Source organism: Neobacillus notoginsengisoli (genome assembly GCF_003515685.1).
GTDB lineage: Bacteria > Bacillota > Bacilli > Bacillales > Cytobacillaceae > Bacillus_D > Bacillus_D notoginsengisoli.
Map to the genome: position 1 here is coordinate 1 of NZ_QWEG01000003.1, position 18,178 is coordinate 18,178.

At 36.0% G+C, this 18,178-nt stretch carries 14 protein-coding genes; 11 read left to right on the forward strand and 3 right to left on the reverse strand.

Going from position 1 to position 18,178, the window contains the following annotated elements; genetic code table 11:
• Positions 1-202: 202 nt before the first annotated feature.
• Entirely contained in the window at positions 203-535 is a 333-nt protein-coding gene (locus tag D1B31_RS04625) for a hypothetical protein (RefSeq protein ID WP_118919596.1), read from the reverse strand.
• A 228-nt stretch (positions 536-763) separates the two neighbouring features.
• Between D1B31_RS04625 and D1B31_RS04630 the strand changes: the two genes are divergently transcribed.
• Positions 764-979 (forward strand): helix-turn-helix domain-containing protein, encoded by a 216-nt coding sequence (locus tag D1B31_RS04630; protein WP_118919597.1) that lies wholly within the window; start codon positions 764-766, stop codon positions 977-979.
• 39 nt (positions 980-1,018) lie between these two features.
• Entirely contained in the window at positions 1,019-1,243 is a 225-nt protein-coding gene (locus D1B31_RS04635; RefSeq protein ID WP_118919598.1) for a hypothetical protein, read from the forward strand.
• Between the two features lie 124 nt (positions 1,244-1,367).
• On the opposite strand, the gene D1B31_RS04640 is transcribed toward D1B31_RS04635, so the two are convergent.
• The gene (locus D1B31_RS04640) at positions 1,368-1,553 is read right to left on the reverse strand and encodes a hypothetical protein (RefSeq protein WP_118919599.1); all 186 of its coding nucleotides are present in this window, start codon (positions 1,551-1,553) and stop codon (positions 1,368-1,370) included.
• A 336-nt stretch (positions 1,554-1,889) separates the two neighbouring features.
• On the opposite strand from D1B31_RS04640, the gene D1B31_RS04645 reads away from it, so the two are divergent.
• The 4 genes from D1B31_RS04645 (at position 1,890) to D1B31_RS04660 (ending at position 7,531) form a co-directional block, all read left to right on the forward strand.
• A complete protein-coding gene (locus D1B31_RS04645) occupies positions 1,890-2,408 on the forward strand; it encodes a recombinase family protein (protein WP_275670702.1) in 519 nt (172 codons plus the stop codon).
• Between the two features lie 200 nt (positions 2,409-2,608).
• The gene (locus tag D1B31_RS04650; RefSeq protein WP_118919600.1) at positions 2,609-2,836 is read left to right on the forward strand and encodes a helix-turn-helix domain-containing protein; all 228 of its coding nucleotides are present in this window, start codon (positions 2,609-2,611) and stop codon (positions 2,834-2,836) included.
• Complete coding sequence (locus D1B31_RS04655) at positions 2,817-5,885, forward strand: Eco57I restriction-modification methylase domain-containing protein (RefSeq protein WP_142922563.1); 3,069 nt, start codon at positions 2,817-2,819, stop codon at positions 5,883-5,885. Before D1B31_RS04650 ends, D1B31_RS04655 begins: the two co-directional genes overlap by 20 nt.
• Positions 5,882-7,531 carry an Eco57I restriction-modification methylase domain-containing protein gene (locus D1B31_RS04660; RefSeq protein ID WP_118919602.1) on the forward strand — a complete coding sequence of 550 codons (1,650 nt, stop codon included), beginning with the start codon at positions 5,882-5,884 and terminating at the stop codon, positions 7,529-7,531. The genes D1B31_RS04655 and D1B31_RS04660 overlap by 4 nt, the downstream gene beginning before the upstream one ends.
• 751 nt (positions 7,532-8,282) lie before the next feature.
• On the opposite strand, the gene D1B31_RS04665 is transcribed toward D1B31_RS04660, so the two are convergent.
• Positions 8,283-8,642 (reverse strand): ABC transporter ATP-binding protein, encoded by a 360-nt coding sequence (locus D1B31_RS04665; RefSeq protein WP_240035170.1) that lies wholly within the window; start codon positions 8,640-8,642, stop codon positions 8,283-8,285.
• A 209-nt stretch (positions 8,643-8,851) separates the two neighbouring features.
• Here D1B31_RS04665 and D1B31_RS04670 point away from each other — a divergent pair, with 209 nt between their 5' ends.
• The 5 genes from D1B31_RS04670 (at position 8,852) to D1B31_RS04685 (ending at position 18,050) form a co-directional block, all read left to right on the forward strand.
• Positions 8,852-10,771, forward strand: a complete 1,920-nt coding sequence (locus D1B31_RS04670; RefSeq protein ID WP_118919603.1) for a 3'-5' exonuclease — start codon at positions 8,852-8,854, stop codon at positions 10,769-10,771.
• 150 nt (positions 10,772-10,921) lie between these two features.
• Positions 10,922-11,863, forward strand: coding sequence for a hypothetical protein (locus tag D1B31_RS24835; protein WP_240035171.1), 942 nt, complete (start codon positions 10,922-10,924; stop codon positions 11,861-11,863).
• A 14-nt stretch (positions 11,864-11,877) separates the two neighbouring features.
• Positions 11,878-13,638, forward strand: a complete 1,761-nt coding sequence (locus D1B31_RS24840) for an ATP-dependent DNA helicase (protein ID WP_240035172.1) — start codon at positions 11,878-11,880, stop codon at positions 13,636-13,638.
• A gap of 1,059 nt (positions 13,639-14,697) precedes the next feature.
• Positions 14,698-16,980, forward strand: coding sequence for a M6 family metalloprotease domain-containing protein (locus tag D1B31_RS04680; RefSeq protein ID WP_192894729.1), 2,283 nt, complete (start codon positions 14,698-14,700; stop codon positions 16,978-16,980).
• Positions 16,981-17,180: 200 nt separating this feature from the next.
• Positions 17,181-18,050, forward strand: coding sequence for a peptidylprolyl isomerase (locus D1B31_RS04685; protein WP_118919604.1), 870 nt, complete (start codon positions 17,181-17,183; stop codon positions 18,048-18,050).
• Positions 18,051-18,178: the final 128 nt, after the last annotated feature.

The window sequence follows — 18,178 nt, forward strand, 5'->3', positions numbered from 1 at the left end:
ACCTCACGTACGGTTTGATGAGGGGGAACAGGAAAAGGACTTGCCCACTTGTCTGGCTTAGTAAGGTGGAACACCCTGAAACCCGAGGACAAGAAGGGCAAAGTCTAATTCCTGTTTTCTACTCTACAATCAGTATCAAATTGGTTGTCACTTTTTCGATAACTAAAGTCATTTTAATCCTTATGATAGTGAGTAAAAAAGATTAATTAATTACCATGACGTCGTTAGGATCGATAGATAATATAAAATCCATAGCGGACATTTCCGATAGGCTTTGAATAAATAGTCTTGCTGACGAAATATCACTAAAAGACAAGGATTGAAGGATTTTCAAGATACTAAACGACGAACCTTCTCCCGAGTACTCTAATAGATAAAGATAAAGCAATACATTGTTAGTTTCGGAAACTTCTTTTGAAAGAACCCCAATAAAAAGGTCTTCTTCAACTGGGCTAATGAGGATAGTTTCTAAATTCATCCCTTCTAAAATGGAATTCGGAATATCAGTATGGAAATCATACTCGTTTTTTTGCATATTCTTTCCCCCAATCAGAATTTACTACGATATAACAATAACATAGTATCCTTCTAGTTATTTAAACACCCCAAAAATTCATAATCTAGCCACACTTATATATATAGAAACAATAAAATCACGAGATTTTATTGTTTATTTACAATGCGGTACGCAAAAGCGTACCACATTCAGAGATTCCTTTTGTTAGGTTTTCTTTAGATTCCAATGTATGGGAGTAAAGAAACCATGAACATTATTATAAAAATTAAAATTAAGGAATTGATCCAAAAAAGAAACATTTCCTTAAGGGAATTATCCAGATTAACCGATATCAGGCATTCTGCGCTAAGCGAACTTGCTAATGATAAGAGGCAGAATATCAATTTAGGTCACATTAAAAGGATAGCGGAATCACTCAATATTAAAGACATTCGGGAAATAATTAATATCGAAGAGAAGTAAAATTTCTAAATAAAATGATTCTCCTTAAGAGGTGCATTAATGGAACCAATCCACTATGATTCTTTTGAAGTCATCCGATTTATTAATAACTTTGGAGACGAAGTTGAAGTTGAAATCATAAATTTTGGTGCTGGTTACAAGGCAACTGCCAATATTTGTGCTGATGAACCTCCATTTACTGATTTGACAGCGGTAGGCTATGATTTGAGAAACAAAAGTAAAGCTGCAAAAAAGGCCTTGAATAATTTATATCGTAAATTCTAACCTTGTAAACTGTTCAAACAGACTTGTTCAATCGATGAGGTGACAATAATGATTATTGGTTATGCAAGAGTTAGTTCAAAAGATCAAAATATACAACCGCCTCCCGTCCTTTCCATCATCGATTTTACGTACCGACAACAAAAAAGCTATTGCTTATGGTCCATATTTCTTCAAATTGACGAAGTGTGACTCTCTTGAAGTTCTTTTCCCGACGCTTCACGTTCGTTTCGCTACCACTTTTTTTCTTATCCAAGAAAGCTTGTACCTGGCTTTCGCCTTTGGCTACATCCAGACCTACAACAGGATTCATTCTTTTATCTCCTCCAATAATTTATAAATTAGCCGGCAGCCCCTAGTCCTTCTTGCAGTTTCATAGCTTCGCTTGTTATACGAGATCGTTGTCCCAACCAGCCAAATCATGTTTAAGCAAGTAGGGGGTGAACTGTTTTGTTGACGGGATCCGTGTCCCACGGGCAGGTACGTTCTACCCCGGCTACCGTAATAATAAAACCATATAAAAAATGGTCAACCAGAAATATCTGGCTGACCTTATAATACTAACGTGGCAGGTTAGCGGAAGAAGGATTATCTATTTTACCCGTCGAATTTTGATATTCAAGAGTTAGAGAGATTCGGCTGTGATTGAATTTTTGAGGAAAAACAATCAGGTAAGAATTTTTTAGAGCGCAAAGTTTATCATGAGATGCGCTCTAAAATGCGTTTTGGTGATGTGTTGGTTGTTCATGACTTGAGTCGCTTTGGTCGCAACAAGCAAGAGATAAAAGAAGAATGGGAGAAACTTGTTGAAGATGAAATTGATATTGTCGTCTTGAATATGCCAATTCTGGATACAAGGAAATACAAGGAATTAGAGGGTATCGGACAATTAGTATCGGATTTAGTACTTATGCTGCTATCGTGGATGGTTGACGAAGAAAGAGAACGGATTAAAACAGCTCAAAGAGAAGGGATAGAAATTGCAAAGAAAGAAGGTAAGTTCCGTGGAGGTGAGAAGAAATACCACGCTGGTGCTACCGGAAAAGATAAAGTTATTTATGATAGAGTGGTACAATTGTTGAAAGAAGAGATGAGTGTTATGGATATTCATCGTGAAGTGGGGATATCAAGGAATACTATATATGCTATTAAGAGGAGACTCACTTAAGGCCATATACATTTTCAAGATAATTTAATTATCTTTCAAATTTGGATAAATGCAAGGAAATGAATACGTGTTTATAAGTAAAATCTTATATTCAAAAAGTATAGAATCTTATCGTTGAGCCTCTGGTTTTGCTAGATTATGATATAATAATAAGTATAAAAAATACATAAAAGTATACTTTTTAGTGTGGAGGAAAGTTTATGGCATTTTCTTATAATAATCTATGGAAACAATTGATTGATAGAAATATGACTAAAACAGATTTAAGAATCTCAATAGGTATCACCCCTGCAACTCTTGCAAGATTAAGTAAGAACCATACCGTTTCTATGGATGTGTTGGGAAAAATTTGTCATGAATTAGAATGTAACATTGGTGATATTGTCGAGTATGTGGATGATCCAATGAGTGATAATCGCAACAAATAATATTGGGGAGAGTGCAGGAATGCATATAGGTGAGTTAGTTGAAAAATACAAAGCACATAAAAGTTCTTTTATAAAGTCAACTTATAATGAAACTCAATTAAGAAATGATTTTATAGACCCATTTCTAAAATGTCTAGGATGGGATGTTGATAACAGTAAAGGGAAAACACATGTTTTAAGAGATGTCATTCAAGAAGAATACATAGAAATAAAAGATGAGAAAACAAAGAAAAACCCAGATTATACGCTTCGTATAAACGGTACGAGGAAATTGTTTGTAGAAGTTAAAAAACCGTCTATAAATATTTTAGACTCAGATAAATCAGCTTTCCAAACGAGAAGGTATGGTTGGAGTGCTAACCTCGGTATTTCTATTCTTACGACCTTTGAACATTTAATTATTTATGATTGTAGATTTACACCTAATGAATACGACAATGCACATGTTGCTAGATATAAAGTTTATTCTTACGAAGACTATGAAGAATACTTTGATGAAATAAGAGAATTAATATCTTATGAGGCAGCAAATTCAGGTGCTTTGGATAAAATGTTTGATGTAAATACGAGAGATGGCGAAACGTTTGACGAGTATTTTTTACAGCAAATTGAAAATTGGCGAGAAAAACTTGCTGAAACTGCAATTAAAAATAATACAGACTTAGGTGAAGAGAACATAAACTTTGTTATTCAGAGACTATTAAACAGAATTATTTTTCTTAGAGTTTGTGAAGATAGAACCATTGAAAAATACGAAACAATTAAAGGTGTAGAAAGCTATGAAGAGTTAAAAGGTCTGTTTGAAAAGTCTGACAAGAAATTTAACTCAGGTCTTTTTGACTTCATAGATGATACACTGTTGCTTGATTTGGAAATTGATTCGGATGTATTGATAGAAATTTTTAGTGAGTTATATTTCCCACAAAGTCCATATGATTTTTCCGTTGTCGATCCAACAATATTAAGCCAAATCTATGAGCATTTTTTAAGTAAAAAAGTAATTATAGAGTCGGGTGGTACTTTTCAGATTAAGGAGTCACCAGAAATTGCAGCATCAAATGGTGTTGTTCCTACCCCAAAAATTATTGTTGAACAGATAGTAAAGGAAACAATAACACCACTTATAGAAGGTAAAAGTTTTAATGAAATATGTGATTTAAAAATAGCGGATATATGCTGTGGATCAGGGACATTCCTAATTTCAAGTTATGATTTTCTAGTTGAAAAAATAATGGAAAAAATAATTGAAGAGAAGATTGATGATTCGGCTTTAGTATATGAAACGGAAGAAGGATTAGCTTTAACACTTAAAGCAAAAAGAAACATCTTGGAGAATAATTTGTTTGGTGTTGATATCAATCCATATGCTGTTGAAGTATCAGAGTTCAGTTTGTTATTAAAGCTATTAGAAGGTGAGGATGAGGCATCAGTTAATAATTTTATTCATGAGCATTCGGAAAAAGTATTACCAAATTTAAAATCCAACATTAAATTTGGAAATTCTTTAGTAGATGGTAAGTTTTTTAATTTTATGCCAGAAGCGCTACATGATGACGAAGTCCTCTTTAACGTTAATCCTTTTGAGTGGAAAGAGGAATTTCCGCATATAATGAAGAGTGGTGGGTTTGATGCAATTGTAGGAAATCCACCTTATGTTCGCATACAGAACATGAAAAGGTATAGTCCTGAAGAACTTAAATATTATCAATCACAAGACTCAGAATATACTGTTGCAAAAAAAGATACAGTTGACAAGTATTTTGTGTTTATTGAGAGAGCCATAAATTTACTCAAACCAACAGGACTGTTAGGTTATATAGTCCCACATAAATTCTTTATTTTAAAAGGTGGTAAAGAACTGAGAAAGTTCATAGCTGAAAAATACCAGATATCAAAGATTATAAATTTTGGTGTCACACAGGTCTTTCCAGGAAGATCAACATATACGGCTATTTTAATTATCCAAAGAAGTATAATGGAACAATTCATGTATAAGAAAGTAAATAATATATCAGCAGAAGCATTGTCATCCGAAGAAAATACTCGATTTTATAGATCGGAAAATTATAATTCTGATCCTTGGATATTTTTAGCACCTGAAACAGAAGCTGTCTTTAATAAATTTACAGGAGATCAATTTAAGCCGCTTGGAGAAATCACCGATATATCTGTAGGACTACAAACAAGTCGTGATGAAATTTATATTTTCATTCCTGAAAATGAAACTGCAAATACATTTATATTTAATTATAAAGGGAAAAGATATGAGATAGAAAAATCTATATGTCGACCAGCAATCTATGACTTGTCATTCGATGTATTTGAAAGTATTCAGGGAAATGCACAAATGATATTCCCTTATGAAATCAAAGATGAAGAAGCACATCTACTAGAGGAAATAATACTTAAAAATGATTATCCTCTTGCGTGGAGTTATCTAAATGAGTTTAAAACAGTGCTTGAAAAAAGAAGCTTACAAGGGCGTAATCCAATATGGTATCAATTTGGTCGTTCTCAAAGCTTATCAAAATTCCATGATACAGAAAAACTGGTATGGTCTGTACTTGCAACGGGATCTCCTTACGTACTTGACAAAAACAATTTATTATTTACAGGGGGTGGAAACGGACCATACTATGGTTTAATCAACGAATCTAATTATTCTTTAAACTACTTTTTAGGGATTCTTTCTCATCCAGTAATAGAAAGTATGGTAAAGGCGGGAGCCAGTGAATTTAGAGGATCTTATTATTCTCATGGAAAACAATTTATCGAAAAAATACCAATTAAGAAGATTGATTTTACTAATCAAGCTGAGGTAGACAAGTATAATACGGTGGTAACAACAGTAGAAAGTTTAATTATAAATACCCGAAAAGTAAAAGTTGAGGAAAATGTATCCCACAAGAAGATGTTAAAGAGAAGGTTAGACGCTTTATTTAATCAGCTTATTCAGGTGATCAATAGCCTTTATAAAATTAGCGATGCAGAATTTGCGACAGTTTTGAATGATGAGATGTTGACAGCTGTGTTAGGAGAAGAAGAATGAGTCAATTAATTGAAAATGTTAATCTACAAAAATTAAGGGGCGGCTATTACACCCCAGAAGTTATTGCTGACTTTTTATGTAAATGGAGTATTCAAGATGATACAAAAAGTGTACTTGAACCAAGTTGTGGAGATGGTAATTTTATTGAGTCAGCAATACTTAGGTTTAAAGAACTTAATATAGATAATGACCAAATTAAAGAAAGAATTACAGGGATAGAACTAATTAAGGAAGAAGCTGTGAAAGCTCAGAATAAAGCAAATCAGTTAGGAATTAATAAAAACTCAATCGTAAACAGTGATTTCTTTCAATTTGTAAAAAAGAATAAGAATAGAAAATACGAAGTTATTATTGGTAATCCGCCATTCATAAGATATCAAAATTTCCCTGAAGAACATCGTAGTATAGCCATGGAAATGATGCGGGAAATAGGATTAAAACCAAATAAACTTACTAACATATGGGTTCCTTTTCTAGTTGTATCTGCTGAATTACTTAATGATCATGGAAAGCTGGCTATGGTTATACCAGCTGAATTATTTCAGGTAAAGTATGCAGCAGAGACGAGAGTTTTTTTATCAAAGTTTTTCGACCGTATTACTATAATTACATTTAAGAAGCTTGTTTTTGAAGATATTCAGCAGGAAGTTGTATTACTTCTTTGTGAAAAGAAAGTTAATAAAGATAAGGGTATTCGGGTTATTGAATGCGAGGACTTAGAGGGATTAAATTCTATTGATTTTGTAGCTATAAATGGGTCAAATGTTAAACCTATTGAACACAGTACTGAAAAGTGGACAAAATATTTCCTAGACGAAGATGAAATAATTCTTTTACAGAGATTAAAGGAAGACAAACGCATTAAAAGTTGCAATGATTATTTTAAGACGGAAGTTGGTTTAGTTACTGGAAGAAATGAATTCTTTATGATGCAAGAAAACCAAGTTAAAGAATGGAATCTAGAAGAATATACAATACCTGTTACAGGTAGGTCCAATCAATTAAAAGGTATAACATTTACAGAAAATGATTTTCATGAAAATTCAATGGAACAAAAGGCAATTCACCTATTTTTGCCACCAGATGAAGACTTTGAAAAGTTACCGATTGAGTGTCAAAATTATATCAAGTATGGGGAAGGAAAAGGCTTTCATCTAGGCTATAAAACCAGAATTAGAAAACGTTGGTATATAACTCCATCTAGATGGGTTCCAAATGCTTTTGCTTTAAGACAGGTTGATAGCTATCCAAAACTAATTTTAAATGAAACCGGCGCTTCTTCTACTGATACAATTCATAGGGTTAGATTTAAAGAAAGTATAAATGAAAAGTTAGCAGTAGTTTCATTTTTGAACTCACTCACTTTTGCATCTTCAGAAATAACGGGGAGAAGTTATGGTGGTGGTGTTATGACATTCGAACCAACTGAAATTGGAGAAATCCTAATACCTTCCTTTGATAACTTATCCATTGATTTTGATAAAATTGATGCCTTAATTCGAAAAAAGGAGATTGAAAAAGTCCTTGATATTGTTGATGAAGCTTTACTTATAAAATATCATGGGTTTAGTGAGAAAGAAGTAAAGCAGCTTCGAGGTATATGGAAGAAACTTTCTCAGAGAAGAACCAATAGAAAGAAGAAATAAGTATAAATATTACCCTGAATAATTGGCTATTAACTATTCAGGGGTCTACTTTTTGCCTCTTAAATCCCCACGGTGAAGCGTATCACAAGTAAGTTAAGGAGATTTTAGTTAGATAACCGAAATACAACAATGTATCAACTTAGGGTAACTTATTTTTGTTTTTCATTGAATTTGAAGATAGGGAAAAGTTTGTAATATCGCACTATTGCTATTGTATGTTTCTGATAAAATATCCACTCAAAGATGGGCATGATGTAAACCCCAATTCTTATAATGAATTGAGCAAAAATCTAAAAAATAAAAGATCAAATAGGTTTCCTGTATATAGCCTGCCAGCGTATATATTTTGATACCTTTTGAATACCCCTTGAATACCCTTTACGAAAAACCCAGTAAAATCTCATGAAATACAAACAGGGGAAAACGTTGATTTAAAGCGGTTTATGAACTTCCATATAATATGGAAGAAACTTGTCATGAAAGAACGTAAGAAATACGGTTGCCTATCGCATTTAAGACGAATGTAAATTAACAACGTGATATAATAACTTGAAAAGGTGAACACTATTACATCGTTCTTTATTTTTTCTACAATCAGCAGTCCAGACATGTGGAGTTTGGGCACAAGAAAATATGATTAAGCAGTACCATTGATTTCCCAGGAGTACTTGGCTGAGTTTTCTCAATCTAATTATGTTAAACGCAAAAGGGCTGCCTCATTGTGGCAGTCCTTTTTCCTACACTTATTAATTTAAAATTTCTTTCTTATTACGCCCTTTTTCTCCAAATTCACTAGAATACCTTTATTTTTAAATCTATTGTACGCGATTAATTTATTTAAATCTTTGAGTGTCAGGTTGGCAGGATCAATAGCAAGCTCATATTCGTTGATTTTGCCAAGGAGAGATAGGGCAAAAGTGATTTGCTTTTCTGTTAAGGAGTAGTCTTCTTCTATCGTTTCTTGCTTAGGTGCATTTTTTTCTAATGTAGCTTCGTGTTCTTTGATTTTTGCCTCGACGATTGCCTCTACTTCATCTTGACTAATTGATTTTTCTTTAGGCTGGGGTTGTTCTCCTGTACCCAGTAATTTATTGATTATACTTTTAAGCATTTTTTCACTTCTCTTTCGAATGTTGATAAAGTTCTCAACAATGTATAAGTTTCCTACACTTCCATTTTATGATTTTAATTGGAAATTACAATGGTTATTGGTGAAATTTGTTTATTTTTAGTTGTATTCAGTAAATTTTGTAATTTTTTGGGTAGTTAGCCTGCTGGTTATAGTATAATGGAGAAAAATGTGAATTTGGAGCGGGTAGGATGGCGATCACAGTTCCTGAAACGATTCGGAGCAGTGCGACAGCAGGGGAAAGGCTTTTGTTCCGGACGTTGAAGACTTATTTACCTGATGATTATATTGTTTATTTTGAACCAGAGATACATGGACGACGGCCGGATTTTGTGATTATTGGGCCGGATTTGGGTTTGCTTGTTTTGGAGGTAAAGGATTATACAAAAAATACTCTTTTTCAGTTAAATCATGAAGAGTGGCATATTCTGACGACTTCTGGCGACCAGGCTGTCATCAAGAGTCCGATTAAGCAGGCGCGTGACAATGTTTTTAAAGTTGTGGATGTGTTGAAAAAGGACAAGAATCTGATCCAGACAGAAGGGAAGTATCAGTTCAATCTGAAATTTCCTTATGGGTATGGCGTTGTTTTTACACGGCTTTATGCTAAGGACTTTGTCCAAGAGGGGCTTTATACGGTGATTGAACCGGAGCTCTGTCTGAACCGGGATGAGATTGACCCAGATAAAGAGGGCTTTTCCGAAGAAGTTTTGATGGAAAAGATTTTAAATATGTTTATCGTGCCATTCCGGCTGAAGGAGCCGCTTTCTTTCGAGGATATTAATGCGATTCGGTACCATTTGTTCCCGGAAGTGCGGATCAGTGCGGAGTTCAAGCCGCCGGTTCCTTACCAGGACCAACTGCTGTTGTCGCTCCATGATATTAAGACAATGGATCTGCATCAGGAAAACCTGGCCAAGCAGCTTGGCGATAAAAACAGGCTGATTCGTGGCGTTGCGGGGAGCGGGAAGACAATTATTCTTGCAAGCCGGGCAAAAATGCTGTCAAAACAGAATCCTGACTGGAAAATCCTGATTCTTTGCTACAATATCTCACTGGCCAACTCGATTCAGCAGATGATCAACCATATGTTGAACGAACCCGAGGATTTGTTCGATTTTAATTTTGCCGGTGGAAATGTGGATCAGCCGGTTATGAACCGCAACATTAAAGTCCGAAACTTCCATGCCTGGCTGAAGCATGATTTGAAAATTAGGGAAAGCCAGATTCCTGTTGTCCTTGAGAAAATTAAGAAGAAGGAAGCTATTCTGCCTACATATGATGCAATCATGATCGATGAAGGCCAGGACTTTGAGGCGAATTGGCTGAGCCTCGTCAGTTCGCTATTGGACGAAAAAACACAGTCGCTGCTGCTTGTTGAAGATCGGGCACAGGACATATATAAAAGGAAACGTTCGTATTTACAGGACACAGGACTCAGTTTTCAGGGAAGGTCAAAAATCCTTTCAATCAACTACCGGAATACCCAGCAAATAGTGAAGTTTGCTTGGGATTTTTACAGGAAGCACTCGATGCTGAAGAATAAAGTTGTCAATCGTGATCTGGAAGGGGAAATCATTGCCCCGCAAAGCACGAAGCGGAAGGGGCCGGTGCCTGGCATTATTCGGGCAAAGAATTTCTTCGATGAGATGAAGCTTGTCGCCAGGCTGATGAAAAAGCTGCATGAAGATCGTAAAGTGCCGTACCATGAAATGCTCGTTCTTTACCGGGTGAAGCGGACTTCCAAAATGCCAATCATTGATATTATTCAGCGCACTTTAAAAGAGGCAGGGCTCCCGTCCTATTGGATTACGGAAAATGAGAAAACGAAGCGTTCTTTTGAAAAGGAAGATTGTCGGATCAAAATTAGCACAATCGATAGCAGCAAGGGGCTAGATTTCCGCGCTGTGTTTATTGTCAATACGGATTCGATGCCTTTTCCACTTGAGGAGGACAAAGAAAGGGAAGTGTCGCTGCTGTATATCGGGATGACACGGGCGAAGGAATTTTTGTGCTTGTCTTATTCTGGTCAGTCGGAGTTTACACAGTACCTTGAGGATGTATTGGCTGAGCGGAATAGGGAGAAGGATGGGGTTAAGAAGGTTAGGTAAAATAATAGTGTAATGTATCACAATTTGCGCTAATAGATTTGAAGATGCCCTTTTGGATTTTGTTTGTACATGGAACCTCATATTAATTAAAGGAATGACAATATAAAATAGAAGCAGACAGCATTAATAATGTTATATGGAGGCAAAATTATGAAAAGAATTGACAATGAAATTTTGAATATAGATCAAGTCATTTGCCGAAATATTGATAGATTTGATGCATCTGATAGAGGGTTATTGTCACAAAATATTTTATCGCAGCTTAGAAATTTTGTTGAGCTTATTTCACTAAAAGCATACAGTAATGGTCAAGATATTGAACTCTGTTATGAAAACATTAAAAAAGCAAATGCTTTTGTTAAATCCAGAGGGAATTTAAAGTTTCTAAGTAAATTCCATAAGCTTTTGCAAGGTACGGTTTCCCACTATACGCTTGGTAAGGAGAACTCAGAAAGACTAATGTTGAAGTATTGTGAGTGTTTACTAAAAATAAAGACATTTCTCAAAAGTAACTATAATCTTGAGGTTCTCAAAAATATCGATAAATTCCCTATGATTACCGATTCTAATCTCAACGAGTACTATGGAAAAATAGCAGTTAAAATAAATCAACCTTTGTTGAATAAATCAAGAACTACATACAATAATCGGTATTACATTCAAAGAATTAAGCCATTTTTCGTAGATTACAAAGTGTATTACGAAGTGACATTTACAGTTGCCAATGACAAAGCAAGTAAGTTTGATAGAATTATCGCTTTCACAAATCTGGATATTTCACATAATTATGCAGTTAAACTTTCAGTGAAAAATGATACAGTTAATATTTTGGGTAAGGAAATGCCTATCCTCATTATTGATAGATGGGAAGTATCAATACGCCAATGTGAACTGAATAATTTTGCTGATATATTTGGAAGTCATCCTTCAATAAAAGGTGGAGGTGTTGAGTATCGAGAGTTAATGAAATTTTTAACTGAGACAGGTCTCAATTTAGTTGAATTCATTGATTTTGAAGATAGTTATTATCTAAGTATCAAAAGTCAAATAACACAAAAGGCAAAGGTGTCACATTTTTTTTTGATATCTTAGAGAAATCTCGTGATTTGATTAAAAACAATAGTCCAGGAAGTCGAGTAATTAGATATCTGCTTTACAAATTAAATAATAAAGTAATTAAATGGCAATATAAATATGGAGGTTGCCATATTTTATCAGATTTACATTTGGATTATGGATGTATTCCTTTTGATCAAATGCCATTTAATACGTCGTTAAGGAGACATAATCCAAAAATTTCAGACTTACTAGATTGTATGGATACAAACAATCGAGAACATGAGTTCTTTGCCAGATTTATTAAAAACAATACTGAAATAAAGGGTCAGTTATTTACCCCAAATAAAGATATTACGGGTTTTAGGGATATTGACAGTCTTATACAGAGTTATAACAGTAAGCTATATTATAAGCACACCAATAGAAGATTAGAGCGACATAAAGAACATATTTACATAAAAGGTTATGAAGAAGACACCTTGACCATCATTCAAAAACTAAAAGAGTTTGCTTCTAAAGGCATAGATAACTATTTAAACTCCTTTCAATTTTGGTTGGATACGTCGGCCTATGACATTGACTGCGAAGAGAAGAAAATGGCCTTAGAAAGAATGTTTGAGAATTCCAATGTAGCGTTAATATACGGCTCTGCAGGAACTGGAAAATCAACAATGATAAATCATATCTCAAATTTTTTCAATGACAAAAAAAAGCTTTATTTAGCAAATACTAATCCGGCTGTGGATAACTTAAGGCGAAGAGTTAATGCTGCTAATTGTACCTATAAAACCATTGCTAAATTTATTGCACAAAATAATTCCGATACAGAATTTGACTTATTGATAATTGACGAGTGCAGTACGGTAAGTAATTCAGATATGCTTAGCGTAATTACTAAAGCTTCTTTCAAATTATTAGTCTTAGTCGGAGATGTTTTTCAAATTGACTCAATAGTTTTTGGAAATTGGTTTGATGTTGCACGATTTTTTGTTCCAGAAACAGCGGTCTATGAACTTACAAAACCTTACAGAAGCAATAACTCTAGATTGCTAACTTTGTGGAACAAAGTTAGAAATATGGATGAAGATATACTAGAACACATAGCGAGGAGCAATTACTCAATTAGTTTGAACGAGTCAATATTTGAAAGTTCAGGTGAAGATGAAATAATTCTGTGCTTAAATTATGACGGGCTTTATGGTATTAACAATATTAATACATTTTTGCAAAGCAGTAATAATAATAATCCTGTTCAATGGGGCATTCAAACTTATAAGATTAATGATCCCATTTTGTTTAATGAATCAGAAAGATTTGCTCCCCTAATTTATAACAACCTAAAAGGAAAAATAGCGGGCATTGAAACGTTTGATAATAAAATACAATTCGATATTGAACTTGATAAGGTAATAAATCAATTGGATGCAGACGGATACGATTTTCATTTGTTAGGTAATTCCGAAAATGGGAATTCAGTAATTCGCTTTTTTGTCAATAAGTATAAAAGCACGGATGATGATGATGAATTATCCTCAGATGCTGTAGTTCCGTTCCAAGTAGCTTATGCTGTATCAATCCATAAAGCGCAGGGACTGGAATATAAATCAGTCAAAATTGTTATTACTGATGAAATTGAAGAAATGATAACTCACAACATTTTTTACACAGCTATTACTAGAGCGAAGGAAAATTTAAAAATATACTGGACGCCAGAAACGGAGAATAAAGTATTAACCAATCTGGAAAGAAAAAATACAAGAAGGGACGTAGTTCTCTTAACAACTAAGTTTAGGCAGCCAGTGATATAAGACAGTTATTTTCCCTGACGGATTAATTGGAATCAATGACTTTGCCTATGCGGTTAATAAAGTGATAGATAAAACAAAAACGAAGAAATTGAACGGCGCAGCCATTAACCGGAAGCTAAAAGCAATGGGGCTTTTTAAGTGAAGTTGTTGATCATGAAGGGAAAAAGCGAACAACAACAAATGAAAAGTCAGAAGGGTACGGCATAGAAACTGTCCCTAAAAATTTCGATGGCAGGGAATATATGTAGGTTGTTTATAATGAGATTGGAAAGAGGTTCTTATTGGATAATATTGAGAGGATTATGGAGTTTGAGCTAGATTCGGCAGAGTTTTAGATAATTTTATTATGTTAACTGGTATTTGTATTGCTAGGATGAAGGCGAAAGGCGCTTGGTCCTATTTAGAAATCGGAGAATGAAAATTTAATGTTATAACCCAAAGGGGGAGGCTGCTGAAGCCTCCCCTTATTTTTATTGCAATTCCTTTCTAGGCCCGTATGAAGATGCCTACCTAATAGGTTACTTTTTTGGTTCCTGTTGGTTCAATGGGGCTAATGTTCTATGTCGATAAATTAGCACAACTTTTAACTTTTTTAGTACCGGCGAGTTTTAATTATATAGATAGATAGTAGTGGTCTATATTTCCTGATATTCTATTAAACCCCTTAAATTCCATTTTCAAATATCCATTTGAAAGGAAATCCTTAAATTCTTTATGCGCAAAATCGTTCTTTCATACCTTTCACCTGCTTTGTTACATTGGTAGATTAAATTATATAGATCTATTAGAAAATAATGAATAGTGGCAATATTGATGTGAAATTCCATTACTTGCAAAATTGCCAATTAGTATTGTGGCATTTTTAATAGGTTGTTGTCCAATTTATGACTACGGTTTATGGCTTTAAGGGGGTGATAAACCAAGGTAAGGCAGTAATCTGTGAATGGAGGCGATAGAGGGGTTAATAACGAATGACAACATAAGTAAAACATCAGTGTCATTGAAAAATAACAACCTACATAAAAAGTAGGCTATTTTCTACTAGAGAGGAGAATAGATTTGAAGATTAGAGGTAAGATTGCAGCGATAATGACCGCTATATTGCTTGCGACGTCTTCAACAGCCGCTTTTGCCGCGGAACCTGGCTTGGATAATATGCCAAACCCAGTGGACCCCCAGTCATGGGTGAACCCGGAGGATATGACGTGGAATGATTATAATCCGGTCCCTGGTATTGACTGGAATAATCCGGATATTAAACCTGAAACAGAACTTAAAGGGGCCCTGATTTTGGTAGACTTTCCGGATCAGGATTTTATCTTGACCCAACCCAAGGGTTCAGAACTCATCGGTAATCCGCAAGTCGACGCTGTTCCTCGTGAAGAACTAGGGGAATGGTGGAAGAATTTCTTGAATGTTCCTAGCGAACTGAACAACTATCAGACAATAGATGGATTTTGGAAAGAGAATTCTTATGGAAAATGGGGCGTATCTCTTGATTCTTATGGCCCATACCGCTTGGATAAAAATGAATTTCAATATGGGCTTGAAAGCAGCCATAACGCTGGAACACTCCCAGGTAACTATACTAGAGGAAACCTTTTTACGGATGGTGTAAATGCAGCTGCAGCCGACATAAACGCATCTGGGGAAGAATATGACTTTGCGTTCATCGTTCATGCTGGCTATGATGAATCAACTGTATGGCAGGAACTCGGAGAAATGATGTTCATGAATCCGGAATCGGTGCCTGATGAATTTGGTCCGCCGGATTTACCTGGCTTTGAAAACATGCCAAACTGGGCTAAAACTCGTTATGTACCGTGGACTTCCTATTATGCAGCCAAAACGATTTGGTCTGCTGCATCCAGTGCAAGGATCAATGGCAAAACGATTCGTGTTTCTATTCAAGGCGAAAGTGATGGTATGGCCGTTTTTGCTCACGAATTTGGCCATCTTAAGGGACTAGGCGATAACTATAATAATGCGGCTCTTGACCCTAGAACCTATTCGGGTTATTGGGAAACGATGAGCCGTGGATCATTCAACGGCCCCGGTGGAACACATACCCGCTGGATGATTCCGTCTACCCTTGGTGCATCTTTACCGGCACCACATATGCTTCGAAATAAGATGAAACAGGGATTTGTATCCGATGATGAAGTCCTGCAGCTAAACCGTGATGAATTAAAAGAATCCGGGCCGGTGTTTGCGGATGTAATCGCGCGTCAAGCGCCAGTTGGGAGTAAATTTGGCCGAACCGGACTTCACGGCATCAATATCAGCATGACCGATTTAACACCAACAGATTACCTTGCCGGTGACTGGCGTAACGATATGCCATCAAGAGCAGTATACAATAATTACACCCTTGAAGTGGTAGACCGCATTGGTGCGGATTCCTTCGCAGCCGATTCCGGTGTTTTAATTGCCAAAACGAAAAATGCCGAAAGTGCCCCGTTCATGTGGGTAGTCGATTCACATCCCGAGGATATTCATCTGAAGGACTTTACAAGACCTGACGGCACAACAGCTATGGTTGGAAAAGGTGACCCCCGTCAAGCTCTTGATGCTTTATTCAAAGCTGGGAATGGGGAAGCTTTAGTCTCCGGCCAATTCGATGGGTCTATTGACAAAGACACGATTGTCAGCGAGTACATTGATTCATACAATAAGCTTCATTTCTACATTTTAGGAAAAAACAAAGACAATGACGGTGTGCTTCGTTATCAGGTTGCGGTCCGTAACACGGAGGGCTCGGGCGCCTATAAACGCGGGGTCAATGTAAGCGCCGGCACTGTGCAACCTGCCGTACAGGACAAAGTGGCAGTCTATCATTTTAATGTTACGAATACAGGCGAAGCAAAGGATCTTATTCGTGTCAACGCTTCTGCCGGCGATGATTGGGATGTGCAGCTTGAGCACAGCGTAGTTGCTGTGGAACCTGGCACAACCGTCGCTGTACCGGTATACGTGAAAATTCCGAAGGGCAAGACAGCTCCGGCTACCCTTACCTTTACGGCAACTTCAGAGACAGACTCTAAGCAAAGCGTTACCGAAACCAATTTATTGCCTAGCAATCTTAGCGCAGCGGGTCTAAGTTCTGTTATTGATGGCTTTGCGAAAGAGGGAGCTTTCAAAGCGGGTGCAGCGCAAGCATTGAAGGCACATTTGAATTCCGTCGGTCAATTTGAAAAGAAAGGATCCGCGGATAAGGTTGTCAAACATGTGAATGATTTTAAAAGATTCCTGGATCTTAAAAAAGATGAGAATCAGATTTCCGGGAAGGCGTATGATAGTTTGAAAGCGTATGCCGATGCCATGATTGAGATTTGGCAATAGGTTAAGTTCACTGTCAAAATATACCTCCTGTGCCGGGGATAACCTGGTACGGGGGGAACAAACTCAAAATCTATTAAATTGCGAAGATGAGAAATGAATAGCCCTTCTATTAATCTTGTTAATTGATGATCTGAAAAGGTAACCAAAGTCAGATTCACCGTCAAGATTTTTGGGAGTTGCCAAAGCAGGAGTGAAGATAATTGAAGAATAGGATTTCAGTTTTAGCCATTATATCATTGTTAGTTTTACTCGGTGCCTGTTCGGCTCAAACCTCTGGCAAGGAGAGCGAGGTGCTTGTTAAAACGAAATATGGAAATATTACCAAAGATGATTTATTTAAAGAAGTGACTAGTTCCGATCGGGGAAAAGAATTGATTCAAAAGCTGGTCTATATGAAAATTTTGGAAGAGAAATACGAGGTAACTGATAAAGAGGTGAATCAACGGCTGGACGATATAAAGGAACAGGCCGGTGAATTTGAAATGTTCCTGCAGAAACAGGGCTTTGAAAATGAAAAGCAATTAAAAGAACATATAAAACAATCACTTTATTTCTTTAAAGCGACAACAGAAGGCGCGAAAGTCTCAGATAAGCAAATACAAGATTATTATGAACAAAATAAAGACCTATACACGAAGGTAAGAACCAGCCATATTCTAGTGGATCAGGAGTCAACTGCAAAAGAAATTAAAAACGAACTAAAGAAAGGAACCGACTTTGCCGAATTAGCTAAAAAACAATCAACAGATAAGGTGTCTGCAGCAGAAGGCGGAGATTTGGGCTATCTTTCCGGACGAAGCCAGGAATTGGATCCGACATTTCTTGCGGCGGCAATGAAATTGAAAAAAGGTGAAGTGAGCGAGCCAGTTAAGACAGTATTTGGATATCACATTATTAAGGTAACAGATAGAGAGGAGACACCATTGAATGAGGTGAAAGACCAAATCAAGCAAACGCTTATGGGACAAGTCGCAAAACCAGTACAGGAGATATTAAACAAATTGAATAAAGAAATTGAGATAACAGAAGATGCATTTAAAGATGCATTTAAGGATGTAGGACCAAAATAACCAAAAAGGACGGGTTCTAGTTTGCCAAAAGGCAAACCGAGAACCGTCCCCACTCTGCTTCTTTTGATGCAAACGAGGATGGAGCCGCTTGGCTTGCATCCTCTTCTTTTTATTGAGGACTAAAAGTT